The sequence below is a fragment of the Vibrio sp. 10N.247.311.51 genome, from assembly GCF_041467855.1.
GTDB lineage: Bacteria > Pseudomonadota > Gammaproteobacteria > Enterobacterales > Vibrionaceae > Vibrio > Vibrio coralliirubri.
Genome location: NZ_JBFSVK010000007.1, coordinates 97,746 through 113,759, shown reverse-complemented (window position 1 = coordinate 113,759; position 16,014 = coordinate 97,746). Strand labels below are relative to the sequence as shown.

At 43.4% G+C, this 16,014-nt stretch carries 13 protein-coding genes; 3 read left to right on the top strand and 10 right to left on the bottom strand.

Going from position 1 to position 16,014, the window contains the following annotated elements:
• Nucleotides 1-39 precede the first annotated feature (39 nt).
• Complete coding sequence (locus AB6E85_RS08845) at nt 40-990, bottom strand: LysR family transcriptional regulator (protein WP_372142309.1); 951 nt, start codon at nt 988-990, stop codon at nt 40-42.
• A gap of 148 nt (nt 991-1,138) precedes the next feature.
• Nucleotides 1,139-2,026 carry a LysR family transcriptional regulator gene (locus AB6E85_RS08840; RefSeq protein ID WP_372142307.1) on the bottom strand — a complete coding sequence of 296 codons (888 nt, stop codon included), beginning with the start codon at nt 2,024-2,026 and terminating at the stop codon, nt 1,139-1,141.
• A gap of 153 nt (nt 2,027-2,179) precedes the next feature.
• Between AB6E85_RS08840 and AB6E85_RS08835 the strand changes: the two genes are divergently transcribed.
• Nucleotides 2,180-2,785, top strand: a complete 606-nt coding sequence (locus AB6E85_RS08835) for a short chain dehydrogenase (RefSeq protein WP_048608466.1) — start codon at nt 2,180-2,182, stop codon at nt 2,783-2,785.
• A 76-nt stretch (nt 2,786-2,861) separates the two neighbouring features.
• Here AB6E85_RS08835 and AB6E85_RS08830 read toward each other — a convergent pair whose 3' ends face one another.
• From AB6E85_RS08830 to AB6E85_RS08815, 4 genes are all read right to left on the bottom strand, one after another.
• Nucleotides 2,862-3,488 carry a LysE family translocator gene (locus tag AB6E85_RS08830; RefSeq protein ID WP_372142305.1) on the bottom strand — a complete coding sequence of 209 codons (627 nt, stop codon included), beginning with the start codon at nt 3,486-3,488 and terminating at the stop codon, nt 2,862-2,864.
• A 109-nt stretch (nt 3,489-3,597) separates the two neighbouring features.
• Entirely contained in the window at nt 3,598-4,239 is a 642-nt protein-coding gene (locus AB6E85_RS08825) for a trimeric intracellular cation channel family protein (RefSeq protein WP_372142303.1), read from the bottom strand.
• 112 nt (nt 4,240-4,351) lie between these two features.
• A complete protein-coding gene (locus AB6E85_RS08820) occupies nt 4,352-5,920 on the bottom strand; it encodes an amidohydrolase family protein (protein ID WP_372142301.1) in 1,569 nt (522 codons plus the stop codon).
• 319 nt (nt 5,921-6,239) lie between these two features.
• Nucleotides 6,240-7,004, bottom strand: a complete 765-nt coding sequence (locus AB6E85_RS08815) for a hypothetical protein (RefSeq protein WP_372142300.1) — start codon at nt 7,002-7,004, stop codon at nt 6,240-6,242.
• Nucleotides 7,005-7,291: 287 nt separating this feature from the next.
• Between AB6E85_RS08815 and AB6E85_RS08810 the strand changes: the two genes are divergently transcribed.
• Nucleotides 7,292-7,777 (top strand): DUF3299 domain-containing protein, encoded by a 486-nt coding sequence (locus tag AB6E85_RS08810; RefSeq protein WP_248642470.1) that lies wholly within the window; start codon nt 7,292-7,294, stop codon nt 7,775-7,777.
• A 147-nt stretch (nt 7,778-7,924) separates the two neighbouring features.
• Nucleotides 7,925-8,842: a LysR family transcriptional regulator gene (locus AB6E85_RS08805; protein WP_048612554.1), complete on the top strand. Its 918-nt coding sequence runs from the start codon at nt 7,925-7,927 to the stop codon at nt 8,840-8,842.
• A gap of 125 nt (nt 8,843-8,967) precedes the next feature.
• On the opposite strand, the gene AB6E85_RS08800 is transcribed toward AB6E85_RS08805, so the two are convergent.
• From AB6E85_RS08800 to AB6E85_RS08785, 4 genes are all read right to left on the bottom strand, one after another.
• Nucleotides 8,968-11,034 carry a carboxylesterase family protein gene (locus AB6E85_RS08800; protein WP_372142297.1) on the bottom strand — a complete coding sequence of 689 codons (2,067 nt, stop codon included), beginning with the start codon at nt 11,032-11,034 and terminating at the stop codon, nt 8,968-8,970.
• Nucleotides 11,035-11,231: 197 nt separating this feature from the next.
• On the bottom strand, nt 11,232-12,866 hold the full coding sequence (locus AB6E85_RS08795; protein WP_372142295.1) for a hypothetical protein: 1,635 nt from the start codon (nt 12,864-12,866) through the stop codon (nt 11,232-11,234).
• A 294-nt stretch (nt 12,867-13,160) separates the two neighbouring features.
• Entirely contained in the window at nt 13,161-14,348 is a 1,188-nt protein-coding gene (locus AB6E85_RS08790; protein WP_372142293.1) for a BamA/TamA family outer membrane protein, read from the bottom strand.
• 203 nt (nt 14,349-14,551) lie between these two features.
• Nucleotides 14,552-15,733: a C45 family autoproteolytic acyltransferase/hydolase gene (locus tag AB6E85_RS08785; protein ID WP_372142292.1), complete on the bottom strand. Its 1,182-nt coding sequence runs from the start codon at nt 15,731-15,733 to the stop codon at nt 14,552-14,554.
• Nucleotides 15,734-16,014 lie beyond the last annotated feature (281 nt).

Genomic DNA, 16,014 nt, shown 5'->3' with positions numbered 1-16,014 from the left:
GAACTTAACTTAAGCTACGGTGTTAGCAAAGACGTTGGCTCAACTATCACAAACAACGTCTTCAATCACGGACACGACTAAGTTCTTGAACCATTGATGGGCTGGGCTGGTAACGGTTCTTTTATGCTCAATCAAAAACAGTTCGAACATTAACTCGGGTACATTATCTAGAGAGAATATCGGCACTATCTTGTCGCCTATTCCCTCTAGTTCCGTCAATTTGTGGGTCGCAACCAAAATTGTATTCGAACTCTGCATCACTTCCACCAGCGTAAGAAGCTGTCCGCTTTTAAATGCAATATCTCTCTGCATTCCATTCTTAACTAAGTAAGTGTCTACAGGGTGTTGCAGCCCGTAATTCGAGCGAATATCGAGCGTGAGGTCGACAAAACGAGATTCGAGACACTGCTCAAGCGTGACATTTTTAGTTTTCGCTAAAGGGTGATGTTCAGAAACGTATAATACCGGATAGATCTGCCCAAGACTCACATATGGGAATTCGATTGGATTGCTCGGAGCTTCGATGTGAATGGTAAAATCTACATCTCGTGATAACAGTTGGCTAGTAGGCGTTTTTGCAATCGGATATTCGATAAGACTGGCGTTTGGTGCATCGTGCATGAACCTTTCAGCTAGGGGCACAGAAAGCATCCGACTCATTAATGGCGGTACAGAAACAACAAAGGTTTGAACACATTCAGCAGGATCAAACGCAGATTTCGTTACTAGGCTTCGCATAGCCAATAGCAACTCTTCTAAAGGTGCTTGCAGCTCTAACGCTTTTTGCGTCGGCACTAAGCCATTAGACTCTCGATAGAACAGTGGATCATCAAACAACTCTCGCAAGCGACTTAAGGTACGACTCATCGCAGGCTGAGACAGATACAAGGTATTGGCAGCTCGCGTTACGTTCCTCTCTTTGATTAAAACACTTAACGACACCAATAAGTTTAGATCCAGCCGAGAAAGCTGTTGTTCGATAGTCATCATAAGACATGCATCCGAGTAATATCACTCGTTAAATAATTGCACCATTGTGACTAACAAACAAGTAGTGATGATAACTGGCTTAACGTTTCGTTTAATAATGCGAGCTATTCAGTCGATGCGCCCTACTTTACTGTCATTTCACTACCCACTATTCCTCAATCTTGAGCAAGGATGTGACCCATTTTTGTAGTGGGTCTTCGTTATATCTCGGATGCCAAGCAGCCACCACATCAAAGCTTTCTGGGGAGTGCTCCATTGGGATCGTCACCAAATTGAACCCTTCAATAGCTCTGGATGGCAAGAACGCAATAGAATCTGTGGTGTTTAAATACATGGGTACAATGGAGAAACACGGTGCGGAGACCACGACATTGCGCTTTAACCCAAACTGACTGAACCATTCATCAATCGATCCTTTGAAGTTTGGACGCGATGGTGATGCAATAATGGTGGGATAAGTCGCCACTTCCTCTAATGAAGGTGTGGTTTGTGCTATTGAAGAATGAGGTGATGCAACACACACATGATGCTCTTCAAACAACTTAATGACTTTGTAGCTATCAGGAATATAATCCGGAAACGCGATAGCTAAATTGACCTTCCCGCTTTCCATTAGCTCATGCAAATTATCAATTTCAAAATCACGCACAATCAGCTTTAAGTTCGGTACTTGTTCCCTTAACTGCGCGATTAAGCTCGGCAAAATGATCTGCTGTGCGTAGTCTGTTGCCGCAATAACGAATGTCCCTTTGGCTTTTTGTGGTACGAAGTTTGTTTTAGATAACAACAAATTGAAGTCGATCAGTAAACGATCGACACCGACAGATAACTCTTGTGCGAAGGTGGTCGGAACAAAGCCGTTGGTTTTTCTCACAAACAACCTATCATCAAACACTTCTCGCAGTTTCTTCAAATGCTCACTGACAGCTTGCTGAGTCATCCCCAATTGATTCGCAGCTTTGGACGCGTTCTCTTCACGGATTAAAGCTTGGAAAACTCTAAGCTGCTTAATGTCTAATCGGTCTAGTTTACTCACACGCACTCGCTTCGGTGTAGTTGGATTCCATGTCAGTGTAACACTCAACAAGAAAAACAAGTAACACTCACAATTAGACTTTGTTTCTACTTGTTTAGAGGTTTAGTTAAAGTTCTTCCATCGAAACGAAACATATACAGATCGGAGAACAACATGAAAACAATCATTCTAATTGGCGCACGTGGCAAGATGGGTCAAGCAGCATTAATGGGACTGGGCAATCACAACGTTATCACTGCGGGTCGCTCTGGCGATGTCGACCACATCGTTGATATCACTGACCCGCAATCAATTGAGGCACTTTACAAAAAAGTCGGACACTTTGATGCGGTTGTGAACACCGTTGGCCTCTGCGAATACAATACCTTTGCGGATATGACTGAAGATCAATGGATGACCACGGTAATGAGTAAAATGATGGGACAAATCAACCTTGTTCGCATCGGTCAAAAGTACATTGCTGATGGCGGTTCATTTACTCTAATTAGCGGTATCTTGAATGTTAAACCTATACCTTTTGCGATTGCTGATGCTACCACTAGCGGCGCAATTGATACCTTCGTTAAGACTGTCGCTTATGAAATGCCAAGAAACACACGTATCAATGTCATTAACCCGACCGTTCTTGCCGAAGCGTGGGATGTTTACGGTGAAATGATGCCAGGTTTTGAACCTGTACCAAGCAAACTTGTTGGTAAAGCGTTTGAGCGCTCGGTCGATGGCTTTCTTACTGGTGAAGTGATTTTCGTAGACGCGTAATGCACGAACATTAGCTACTATCCTGCAACTAAAAAGGCGAACCCATCGGTTCGCCTTTCTGTTTAAATAATCGTATTTATCGATTTATCGCCAAATATGAGCCAGCTGCAATCATTATTCCACCAGCACTTTGGTTTAACCTTTTATGTGCGCGTGGCGTTTTCAGCAAACTTGCCATTCTGCCCGCGCCTACCGCGATAAGCATTAAACCGGACATCAGAGCAACAGATGCTAGCGCAGAAACCAAGACAATATCTTGTGAGCGCAGAACAGTCAGATCAATGAAAGTCGGCAAGAACGAAATATAAAACAGAATCACTTTAGGGTTCGATGCTGAAATCAAAAAGCCTTGCGCGAAACTCGCGAGTTCGGATTTCTGACTCTGTTTGGCCGCAAGTTCCGCAGAGCCTTGCACTTCAGGCAGGCTCTTAAACATCTTGTAGCCCAAGTAAATCAAATAAGCTGCACCAACGTAGCGAATCACCTCAAACGCAAATGACCAATTCTCGGCAATCGTTGCTAGACCAAAGCAGGCAAGTGCAAGATAAATAAGATCACTGCATATCATACCTAACGAAAGCGTGACGCACTTTCGCCATCCTTGAACCATAGCACGAGCTAAAATGGCAAATACGCCAGGCCCCGGGGTAATACCAAATATAAACATGGCAATAAAGAATGTAATTGCACTTTCTAATGACATTGGCCTGTCCTTTTCTATAACCCAACATAATTGATCATGAACGTATCATGCTGTCTTGAGTCGAGTAAAGAAAACGATCAATGCCAGTGAAATAAAACGGAAACTGGTTTTAAACTGGATTCAATGTCGCCCATTTTGGAACAGCAAGTTGTTTACTAATCGACAGGTGGCGTATGTAAATCACAAGGGCAATAGAAAAAATCGCACTCACATCGGTATATTGTGGAAGCAACGCCAGTGTAGTCGCATGTAATGTGCACCCTAATGCAACAGGGATTGCGTAAAGCTCTTTTGATAACAGTAGCGTCGGACGTTGAATCAATACGTCCCTTATAACCCCTCCTCCCACGGCCGTAATAATACCCAACATGATTGGACCTAGCGGTAGCCCGAAACCTAAGCTCCATGCTTTTTCAGTACCTTGAATCGCAAACATGGCGATAGCAATCGCATCGACATAAAGGTTGATCGTATGAAACCAACGCTTCTTCAAAAACGAAACACAGATAAAGCCTATTAAGCTACTCACAACCGCAATCCAGACATAATACAGTTCCTCTGACCAAAACACGGTCACATCGAGCAATACATCACGTGTGCTGCCTCCCCCTACTGCTGTGATTACACCCAATACCACCACCGTGAAAATATCCGTCTTTTTTTCACTCGCTGCCAAAACCGCAGAGAACGCGAAAGCAGCAGTGCCAAGGACAGAGATAGTATTTATGAGTTCCGCGGTTGTTACGAACATTTGATTACCCTTTAGATGCTAATTTGGTGATAAAAAAACAGACGTGAAACCGAAGTTGTCGCGTCTGCTTTTGTTGTCGCGTCTGCTTTTATGAGCGTTTGTTTAAGACGGTTTATTTGGTAACGCTATTACGCACCGCTTTACCCGGGTAAACATTTGGCAGCACTTTAGAGTCTTCTACGACGACTGTTCCGTTAACCACAACATATGGGATACCTGTTGATGGCAAACCTGGTTCTTTAAGTGTCGAGTTGTCCGTTACCGTTTCTGGATCAAACATCGTGATGTCAGCATCAGCGCCCACTTGAATACGACCCTTTTGGCTCATTTGGTTAATACCATTGTCTTGCAAGAACTTAGCTGGCATGTAAGACATTTTAGAAACCGCAGACATCAATGGCATCAGGTTGTCCTCACGAACCATTTTCAATACTCGAGCTTGAGTACCAGCGGCTCTTGGGTGTCCTTGTAGACCTTCATAAGACGTATTCCAGCTGTAAGCCATCATTCCGTCCTCTTTCATCAGTGGGAAAGCATCACTACCGACAATGGTTGACTCATGAGCGAGCGCGTTTTTAAGGTCTTGATCCGTTGCACCGTAGAACATAACACTCGCTTGAGGGTTCTCTTTTAGTAATTGCTCGTATCGCTCTTTAGTTAGAGGTTTCATTGTTTCTGTTTCAATAATATCTGAGTAATCTCGTGCCATATTGCGCTGGTAGTTTTCTGGCTCTAGGTAGTCAGCCGCTGCAATGGTTGCGCCATAGTTATATGGGTAGATCTCTGCTGCAACGTTCATGCCTTTGGCTTTTGCATCGTCCAGCATCTTAAGTGCGACTGGTGTTTCATTGAGAGTTTGCTGGTGCATGTGCTGAACCAACAAACCACCACCATAAACACCCACTCCAGATAGCATCTCTTCAATACCAATTAAGCCCGATGTTGGTGGAAGTTGGCTTGAGAATCGACCGTGCAAAAACGTCGGAACACCGTATTCACCCGCAAGTCTCTGCCACTCTTTAGTTTCGATGGTCGTCGCCGCTTTAGACATGTAACCTACTGGAACACCGATACCTAAACCGCCATCTTTGAGCTCTTTATCGACCATTTCAGAAATCGTCTCTATCTGCTCTCTTGATGCAATCTTAGTCATTGAATCACCAGAAATCTTCGACGCTTTTGCCTCTTCGGTATCAAAAATATCGTTAATCATTGTACCCGTGCGTGTGTGGTAATCGTCGTTAAAGACTTTGGTACGAATACCCGCAGATGACACACTCGCACCAAAGTTCGTTTGTGAACGGCCTTCCAATCGTTGATACCAATCACTCACTGGATAAGCGCCAACTTCTAGAGCCAATGGCGTTGTAACACCACTACGTAGTTGTAGCTTTTGCATGACTGGAATCGCAACAACGTGTGAGTGAGTATCAATAAAGCCAGGTGCAACAACCAGCCCTTCAGCATCAATCATTTTATCGCCTTCGATAGCATCTCCAGTGATAGCGACGATCTTTCCATCTTCAACTGCGACATTGGCAACTTGGTCATAGCCTGTTTCAGGGTCCATAACTCGACCATTCATGATAACGAGATCGTAAGCGAAGACACTTGGTGACATTGCCACCAGCATTGCTAGGGCCGTACGTTTGATTTGAGTAGCTTTGATTTGCTTGTTCATAATGTTGACTCCAAAGGTAAATAAGTAAATTAAGTCAGCGTTGTCCGCCTCTTTGATTCGCATTATTGATGAACTTTGTCAGTCTGATAAATCACTTAGGACGGACTCAACACATCCAATTCTCATCAAGTAGAGTAAGTTATTGATATTGTTAAGAACCCACATCTAAACACGGCTTACTTTGATGATAGTATTTTTGAAATTATTTAATTTTCTTAAATTCGTGTGAAAGTTAGCGGGTTAAGCGACTCAATTAGTCACGCCACAAACGAAAAAAGGCAGCGCTATTAGCGCTGCCTTTCCGGTTATACATCAAAAGTTAGAAATAGAATTTGTAGTTAGCCCAAACAACCGTATCGTCGATATCAATAGAACGAGTTTGGGACTGCATATAACCTGTGGTGGTGTCGACTCTTAACTGCCCCCATCGAGTTTTATCGTTAGAGAAAGGCGTCGCAATCATTAATGTTGATTTAAGCATCGACGTTTCAATATCACCATTTAAATAATTGTACTCTGGCCATGCGCCGATGTAGGTACCATCTTCACCCAACTGATACATCATATAGAAAGCGGCTGATCCGCCGATCGCTTCTTTCTTGTCAGCATCAAACGACAACACTGACGCATCAGAATATTCACCTGCCAATACGCCTAAGCGCGGGAATAGCTGCAGTCCTTTCACCCCGGTATCAATCGCTGCAACTCCGCCCAATGACGCAGAAGTAAACATCGAGTTATCAATAACGTCGAGCGATAGCGCAGCTCTTGGAACAATTTTGTTCGCTGTTGAAAAAACATGGAAATACTGAACTCGACTGTCAGAATATTTCCCCTGTTGAGTCATCGTTCCTTCGACGGTAAGCATGCCTGTCTGCCCATTATCAAAATGAAAGTCTCCAGATATTGAGCCCTTTACATCGCCTTGGTTACTCATGCCAAAATACGCTGAAGTGCTCGTTTCCGTTAAGTCTGACGGGTTCGGCTCAGACTCTGCAGCGAATAGAGGCGCTGCTGCTAATAAAGGCGCTGTCGCTGCAATTGAAAGAATAGATAGTGAAAGTGTTTTGCGGTTAATCATCATATATACCTGTGTAAGTTAAGTTATCACCCTCCTATGAATGAGCGAACTGTTCGCCCTCGTTTCCGTACACCGATATTATTGAATGGAACTGATCTATCTAAAACTCCACTTAGACGGATGTAACACGTCCAAATGATAAATTCAGTTGCTCTGTTGATATTTCCTAATCCCCTCGATGAAAAACCACAATAAAGACGAGTTTGATCCATCATTGATGATTCGTTTGATGATCCATACCACTTTATTATCGCCTGCATCCCCAACAGCAAAGATATTAAAGAGGCAACATGAAAAAGCTAACAACACTTGGACTATCAGTCGCACTTTTTAGCGCGTTCTCCGTTCACGCAGACACCCAGGAAATAGAGTGGATTGATCTTGTGCCAGCGCAAGAACAAGCCATGATCAGAGAAGCGACACAGCCTTTCCTCGCCGAACATTCTTGGGATATGCCAGAACAAAATAAGTTAGGCTCAGTAAGAAAAGAGCTTGATGGGCAACGTGTTAAGATTCCGGGATTCATCATTCCTCTTGAAGGTGATGATGAGATCGCTACTGAGTTTTTGTTGGTTCCTTATTACGGTGCTTGCATACACGTACCGCCACCGCCGACCAATCAAATCATCTATGTAAACTCTCCTAAAGATGTGAGCGCACAAGGGTTATGGGATACGGTGTATTTGACGGGAACCCTGAGAACGAAAGATACCTCGACAGACGTTGCCGATACGGGTTATCAAATGATTGATATCGAAATCGCACCCTATCAATAACAAACTCCTGTACCGCTGCGCTCCCACCTCCCCCCAAATACCTATTCTGCCCAACTACGACGCACATCATAGTTGGGCATATGAATTACCTAATCCTACGAATATCTGATACGTTATACTTAATGGACTAACAATTGAGTACAACGTATGAATTTTAGTATTGAACAGTTACTCGCCTTTGTGACCGTTTACGAAGAGCGTTCATTCAGCAAGGCTGCTGCCCGATTAAACAAACACCGTACAACCACTGGCCAAGTCATCAATAACCTTGAAGACGTGCTAGCTGTTGAGCTATTTGAGCGCATAGGTCGCACAGTAGAACCGACCGAAGATGGTAAGCTTCTTTATCACTACGCTAAGTCTGCGATAGAGCAATCTCGTATCTTCGATAATATCGCGCTAAGCCTCTCTTACGGTGGACTGGAAAGCATCAATTTTGCCTATCCAAGCATGACTCCACATCGCCTACTCTCTTCCATACGAGCCCAACTCGACCAAGACTTTCCAAACATGAAGGTTAACTTTCTGGTGAGAACAAAGAGCCAGATTGAACAAGGCTTAGCAAGTGGTGATATTCACTTTGGCTTGGTGATGATCGACAAAGGCAAAGGTATGTACAGTAAGGACTCGACCTTTATTGGCCATATCGAGTTTTTGCCGTTTGTGAAAAAAGGAGGCAAACTCTCTCAGCTTTCGCCAACAGAAGCATTAACCGCTTTACGCAGCACACGTCAGTTCGTTTTGAGTGCGTTTAAAGATGAAGGTCTCAAAGAGAAGCTCTTAGTATCAGCGATACACGAAGAAGTTGATCAACTTGCCTTGGTTATAAAGTTGGTTCAAGACGAGCTCGGTTGGGCGTGGTTACCTAAGGTGTTGTCAGAGTCACCCTATGTAACTGAAAGCTTGGAAACACTGGAGTTAGACCAACTGAAGATGGGAATGAAATTCTCGTTTGCGCTTTGGAATCCACATTCAAAACAGATCATGGAAGTGAAAAAGTCGATCATGACAGCGACAGATGCCTACGTTGAACGCTTTATCGCACTGCAGAACCCGTTGAATTAGAAGCGCTAAAGTAAGCATGGCATTGATGCATACTAGCTTATGATACAAACAAAAAAGTGATCCTAATGGATCACTTTTTTGTTGGTTAGTTGGTTAGTTGGTTAGTTGGTTAGTTGGTTAGTTGGTTAAAGATAATTGGCGATGAGATTAAGGTCTTCTAGGCCATTTAATCGTCCATTTCGCAATACTGGATCGACACCTTGCTGGAAGTAATTATCCCAGTCTAATTCTAGGTGGATACTGCCTTCATTATCTATCGACATAACACTGTCGGTCGTTTCACTATATTGGTAATCACTAAACAGCGCATCACTGAACCAAATTCGTGACAACTTGTTCATCAGTGCTTTGTCTTTCTTCGACGGCGATGCTTCTTCACCATCCAATTTAAACGGCTTGTTGAACACAAATGGCAGCTCTGAACCATTGCACGCTCCACTAATACAAGAGACGGTTTTTAATGCATCTGAAATATCGACGCTTCGCTCTTCACCCTTGGTATTGTAAGCCCAAACATTGAAGCTCGGTTTGTAGTCAAACTGGTAAAACGTGACGGGTTGTTGCGACTGCTTTGCTTTAATACGTGATGGTCCACTAAAGAGCATGTCGTTCATCATCATTTTGAACTGCCCCATATTTCGCATTGCATTATCAAGCTCACTTTCGTCGTTTGGATAAAAATCGGTAAGCGACAGTAGCTCGCTTGTACTGTTTCGATTTTCAAGTCCAAAATACAATTGACTCACCGCTTCGTAAGCCGATTTAGGCAACACGGCAAGCAGATCTTCCAGTTCAAGCAGTATGGTGGCTTCGCCATCTGCCGATGCAAATAGCGAATCAATATCTGCTGATGCCTCATCACTTTGCACCCAATTTTGAATCGCATTAATCCAGTCTTGAGAGGTGGCGTTATCACTTTGCAGCTCTGGTGATTGTTCCAACACCAAATCGAGTATTTTAGGAATAAGAAACGTCAGAGTTGGCAACATACTCATCGTGTTCGAGTCTTTTGCGTTAACGCCGATTACCGTTGGAACGATAAAATCGGACTGGTACGGTTGTGCTGCATTTTGACTGCACGCCCCGAGTAGAGATGTCTTTTCACACGCCAAATAAGGCGAGAAAGGCATTAAAGTCCCCATGGGCGTATGGTCTGCCTTGCCTAATGATATTGGTGAATATTCATTCACTAATGGCAGAATACTTTTAAGTAGCCAATCTTTGATACGAGTTGTCGGTGACAATAACGACTCTTGAGTGAGCAATACTTCTTCCAAAGATGCGTCAACAAGATCTAGCTCGTCGTCTTGGCTCTTCGCAACATCGTAGCTTCGGTATTCAAAACCATACGGATTACTTTGCATGATACTACGTTGAAAATAGTCATTAGCCTGCCCTTCTTTCTCTGCTTGCTGCTGCAATATCGATACAGACATCGCGCCTGATCCTTGCCCCATCAACGTGACATTCTGAGCATCTCCACCAAATGCTTCTATATGTTGGTTTACCCACTCTAGTGCAGTTTGTTGGTCACCAATGCCGTAGTTACCACTGTTGTTTTCGCCCTTTACCCAGTGACTTCCCAATACGCCCAGTCGGTAATTGAATGTAATGAAAATGAACGGATTAGTCTCTGCCGATCCTTGAGCCACGATCGTGTCTCCATGAATAAGCTTGGCAGACCCCGAGCCGTGCTCAAAGTCTCCACCGTGTATAAACAGATAGACTGGTAAACCATCCCCGCTTTGTGTTCCCTCTGGGCGCCATAGGTTCAAGTTGAGACAATCTTCCGACTGCGATTGAGCTGTTGCCTTTAACTGTGGGCACGCGTCACCAAACTCGGTTGCATCAATCGTGTTCTCTAAATAGGCCATTTCACTATGGGCAAAACGATTTGCATGGCCAAACTCAATACCTTTAAAAGCTTCAATATCAACCAAGCTATCTTCGCCTTGAGTGTCTTGAATCAAAACAGATTCTTGTAATGCCTTTAGCGTCGCGTTGCCAACATTCGTGGTGATTGTTTTTGCCGGCAGCGGCATCAGTTGTGGTTGCTCTGGCGTGGTTCCTGAGTCTGAACTGTTGTCTGAACCACACCCGATAAGGAGTGAGGTAATGCCGAGAGTAAGTAACGTTTTATTATTAAAATGAGAACGCTGATTTCGCGTAACAGTTGGAAATTTAAAAGTCATGGTTGAGCCTGCATTTAGTTATGTTTATTGCTTCACAATGCGAACTCCCTGCGCGTTATACTTTCCATTGAATCATTGTTTAGTCGGTATTCAGTTATCAGTGTTGGGTTAATGAAACGAGTTTATGTCATAAAAACACATCCAGTTAATCCCCTATGACGGATGAAACCCTCTCCACAAACGCTCACATCTCATGCTTAAAATCGATAGCCAAAATTGACCGTCATCGAATCTCGCGTTTCACCTTTGTTATAAAGAAAGGTCAAATTGTAGTTCTTACCTAATTGTTTATTCACACCCACCAAATACGCCCACTGAGATAAGCTCACACCAATGTCATAATCAAATTCCAAGTCACCCGCAACCACATGCCCTGCCATTCTTGAGTCCAAGCCTTGGTACTCAGCACCAACAAATAGCTGAGTACGATAATCAACGAGTTGATAGCCAAGCATAGGCTGAACAGTCACAATGCCATCTCCCCAATTGTCTGTGTCTTTTAAACGCGTTTTTGTATAACTGCCCGATACAGAAGCAAAAAATTCTTTATAACCCACAGACAAGGTTGTCCCTAAGCCCACGATGTCATACTCCAAACTCAACGGAATTTTCACACGACCCGTTTGGCAAAGTGCCGACAACTCACTACAAAATGCATCCCCAAGGTGTGGTAGTTTGTTGTTTAATTTATCTCGGAGAAACTCACCCGCCTCACCGGTGTATTCCGCATCAACTTGAGCATCGACGTTGATTTTTCCAACCAAACCGTAAACATTCCAAAACGGTAATATGTTGAGGTCGGCTCTAAGCGTTAAACTTTCAGCATTAACAGCTCCGATGCTAGCGTAAGGGTCGAAAAGATCATTCAAGCCCACTCCTTGAATCACGAAATCAGTGAATGGGATGTCCATGTTCTGGTTCCTGTACGCGACAGACACACCAAAAGGCAATGGCAAATCGATTCCTTGGCGGCGAACCATATCGCCCATCAAAGGAAACACTCGGTCTAGCACAACACTCTCTTCTCTCATTCGCGGATCCGATACTTGCTCAAGCATTTTGTGGTCTAGGACTGTCACCTCATTTTGCTCATCATAAATAGCAATTGGACGAATCATCGTGTTCATACGCACTGGCTTATCGCGCTTCTTACCTTCAACTTCGATGTGCTTACTGTCGATAATAAGCTTTCCTGACTCGAGTCTTTTAAAATCAAGTCGTTGTAAGTAACTCTCTATTTGGTATCCATTGAATTTAAACGGCTGATCGTTATAGATACTCATCGTCTGTGGCTGCCCATTAACGAGTTCAACTTTCACGCTTAAATGACGGAAGTACGAAATATCCTGCGGTAATGCATACTTTGAGTACTCAAAGAAGATATCGACACGACCATTACCATGATCCTTAGCTTTAACTGAATACGGGTCGTAGCTCTCAGCGTAATGCCTCAGTCGATATTCGGTTCTGACAAATGCTTCAATTTCATCGATGACTTGCTCTTGTTCATCAAGGTCATCGGGATTGTATTTAATTCGCAGATCAATGTTGCCTTTGGTATCGGTGTTCTTCACTAAGAAGACTTTTGATTCACGAACGTTGTCTCCAATTACAATTTTGCGAGTCGCATATTCAACCAAGTGCTCACCTTGCATGAGAGAACTCATGGCCAACTTAGGAATGTCTTCACTGAGCGAATAACGTTTGAAAATCTCTTTACCAGGATGGTCAGCTTTCGACTCAGCTGATAGCGCTGAAAACGAAGCCCACCAAAAAAGCGGGGTTGCGAACAAAACGAGGGTTCTAAAGCTGAACAGATTAAATATTTTCATTATTTGAGTGCCAAATACTTCCACCAAATACCTAAAGCCATAGATAAGGCAGATTAAATTTAATGAGTGAACCCTCCTGTTCACCAAATCATAACGACCATCAAACCTTCGATATCAGAATGAAGCTTCTTTGGTATGGCTACATTTTACGGTCTATTTTCTCATCCCTTGAATCATGTATGATGGATCAAACCCATCACTAAAAATGGAAGCTACCGTTAATAGCTGTTAATAACCGTTATTAGCTGTTATTAGCTGTTAGTAAAAAGAGTCTTAGACTGGTATTTTGAATATTTAAAAACCACTCCCTAAGCTAATATAGAAAGCGTTTTCGTCGTCGCTTCGAGCCAAGTCCATACCAATTCGCAACCCATATCGGCGAGCTATCTGATATCGAAACCCGACACCATAAGCTCCTACTGTTTGGTCTTGGCTAAGTTCTGCTTCTTCTTTCGCCTGACCGTATCCATAAAACCCAGACACATTCCAACGATCATCAATGTCGAAAACAACTTGAGATTGTAGAGTGGTAATCTCATCCCCTTGATATCGATAGGAAGACACGCCTCTCAATTGGATATACGGTTGAGTGGTTGGCGAAAGAAACAATTCATCTGATTGAAAGTTTTGATAATTGGCCGCAAAAGCCAGCGTCCATTGTGTTGCCAATGGGACATAGACTTCCCCTTCTAAATCTAACTTTCTGTATGCTTGATCACTGCCTAACTTTTCATCGTAAACCATGTAATCAGCTGAAAATTGATAGCCACTGGTTGGGTAAAATAAGTTATTGCGCGTATCGTAATCCGCAGCCAATCCTAAACCCGAAGTCACGATGGTTTGACCTAAGGTGTACTCCATCAACTTATCAACGATCTGACTGTCAGAAGTTATCTCGGTATAAGAAACGAACTGTTTAACGCCCAACATAAGAGGCGTATCTGCCACTCGAAATTGGACTCCTTGCTGCAAAACAACACCACGAGTCTCAGTTGAAAACTCTAAAGGTTGGATGTCCGTAGACTTGTTATTTGGGAGCTCTAATGACAAATCTTTATAGATACTAAGATTCATTTGCCCAGCCCCAACACCACCCGTGTAACGAATGGTATCGTTCAACCATGTGTGACGATGCCCGACGAAGGCAAACCACGACCCGTTTTCTGTACCCGCTGCACCCAATACTGTTATCGCACCAGGAACAAGCTGTGCGCCTCCATCGATAGCATTGAGTGCCGCTTGTTTTCTTTGCTGTTTCTGCTCGTCCGTTTCATGCATGAATACGCCGACAAGCCCCACGCCATAACCAACGGCAGGTTCGGTAATCAAAGCCGGTACAGGCAAGAAACCCACGGCGTTTTCTGCTATGTGGTGACCCATATCGAATTGGTCGTCCATAGCATCGAAAAATGAGCCATAAGAAACGGAAGAAAAAAGAGCGCCGATTAGCGAGACAGAATGAAACAAGTTAGATTTAATCATTTTTGCACTTTGGTTTAATGGCAGAGTTTACGTCTGCCGGTTAAGCTTCCATGCAATGATCGGATTCGTCTATTAAAGTCCGACGAGGAGTTTGATAAGCGATTGATGACGTTTTCTTGAGGCTGGTTAAGAGGTGAGCCTACAAAAAGAGGAAGGCTATGTGCTTATACAAACACATTAGCCCTACTCACTGAGTAATAACGTTACTTGTTGTTAAACAAAGACTTCACATCAATATGAGCCCAGTTGGTGTCGCTGCCAAGCGCCGGAAGTTTCACCCACATTTGCAGTTCATTTAAGTCAGCGACGACTTGGTAGTTAGTTAGATCCACATCTTGATTAGTTGGCTTAGTCACACCACCATTTTCTTTGAAGCTGCCATCTTCGTTATACAGTGGTAAGTCAAAGATGTTACGCATTGCCTCAGCATCAATGTGACCGCACAGGTCATCATGGCGTGCATTTAAGTTATCAAAACGTTTTAGTGAAAAGCTTTGAGTTTCACGGATACCCAAACCCCAATCTGGGTTTAAGAACGTATTAACCGTCGCAAACGAGCTAGCGTCTTTATCGCTGACACGTTTTCTGTTTTCTTGGATTGTGTTCTCGTAAGCACAAGCCTGACCGCTTTTATCCGCTAACATCCAGATTGAAGCAATATCAGTACGTGACGCTTGGAAGCGTGAGCTAAGAGCTTCGATCGAATCAGATTCCGCCATGTAATCGACCACTGAGTTTAAGAAAGATGGCTTCTCGACCGATACAATATTACCGCCCATCGATGTACCGTCATGCAGATCGGTATACACACCCTTGTCGTTAAAGCCAGTAACCATCCATTGCCAACCCGGCCAGCTCACATTCACTAATGCATTTGAACCATCTGTTGGGTTATAAACCGTTGTATAGATTGGGAAGTCTAGGAACAGATCACTCCAGTCCATATTACGGCCAACAACCGAATGACCATCGACAGTGCTTTCGCCCCAAGTCGCTAATGAAGAACAACCAGAGAATGAGTGAAGCTTTCCAAGGTAAATCGCCATTGGACCGCTTTGGTCTAGCACGATGACTTTTTCCAGTGGCCAGCCTAGACCATCTGCTACACCTTGGAAGTATTGCTTACGACGTAAAGAAAGTGCTGCGAAAACGCGAGTGCCAAACAATTCATATGCTTCTTTTTGGCTGATTAGCCCTTTATCAAATTCAGGCTGAACAATAACGTCGTACATCGCTTGCATGTGCTCTTTTGACAAGTTTCCGTACTGCTTGCCCATTTCATACCAGCTGCCGTTAAGCTGAAGGACGTAAAGCATTTCCTCGCCAGTTCCAAACATTGTGCCGTTTTCGAATTGTGCTTTAGTAGTAAGTGTTGAAGTGTTCATAATGACCTCTATTTATCTAAGTAAGTTGGTTTGTTTCTTTAAGATGGGCTCATTATATGGACGATTTTTAAATACCAACAATCCGATATGACGGACGAAACTCTTCCAAATATAAATAAGTACGAGCGCATGAGATCAGAAAACACGCTTATAGCAAGCACGGATTGGAACCAAAGAAGCAAGTAAGAAAAAGAGAGAAGAAAGAGGCACTAGAATAAACAAAGTTGAAGGTACGATTTAAATTGTTTAGAGATAAACCTTAGCTTTTGAGTATTATTGAT

What these genes read in the sequence shown, in the direction of transcription:
- AB6E85_RS08845 (WP_372142309.1), bottom strand. Translation starts at nt 990, where the DNA reads ATGATGACTATCGAACAACAGCTTTCTCGGCTGGATCTAAACTTATTG.
- AB6E85_RS08835 (WP_048608466.1), top strand. Translation starts at nt 2,180, where the DNA reads ATGAAAACAATCATTCTAATTGGCGCACGTGGCAAGATGGGTCAAGCA.
- AB6E85_RS08830 (WP_372142305.1), bottom strand. Translation starts at nt 3,488, where the DNA reads ATGTCATTAGAAAGTGCAATTACATTCTTTATTGCCATGTTTATATTT.
- AB6E85_RS08825 (WP_372142303.1), bottom strand. Translation starts at nt 4,239, where the DNA reads ATGTTCGTAACAACCGCGGAACTCATAAATACTATCTCTGTCCTTGGC.
- AB6E85_RS08820 (WP_372142301.1), bottom strand. Translation starts at nt 5,920, where the DNA reads ATGAACAAGCAAATCAAAGCTACTCAAATCAAACGTACGGCCCTAGCA.
- AB6E85_RS08815 (WP_372142300.1), bottom strand. Translation starts at nt 7,004, where the DNA reads ATGATGATTAACCGCAAAACACTTTCACTATCTATTCTTTCAATTGCA.
- AB6E85_RS08810 (WP_248642470.1), top strand. Translation starts at nt 7,292, where the DNA reads ATGAAAAAGCTAACAACACTTGGACTATCAGTCGCACTTTTTAGCGCG.
- AB6E85_RS08805 (WP_048612554.1), top strand. Translation starts at nt 7,925, where the DNA reads ATGAATTTTAGTATTGAACAGTTACTCGCCTTTGTGACCGTTTACGAA.
- AB6E85_RS08800 (WP_372142297.1), bottom strand. Translation starts at nt 11,034, where the DNA reads ATGACTTTTAAATTTCCAACTGTTACGCGAAATCAGCGTTCTCATTTT.
- AB6E85_RS08795 (WP_372142295.1), bottom strand. Translation starts at nt 12,866, where the DNA reads ATGAAAATATTTAATCTGTTCAGCTTTAGAACCCTCGTTTTGTTCGCA.
- AB6E85_RS08790 (WP_372142293.1), bottom strand. Translation starts at nt 14,348, where the DNA reads ATGATTAAATCTAACTTGTTTCATTCTGTCTCGCTAATCGGCGCTCTT.
- AB6E85_RS08785 (WP_372142292.1), bottom strand. Translation starts at nt 15,733, where the DNA reads ATGAACACTTCAACACTTACTACTAAAGCACAATTCGAAAACGGCACA.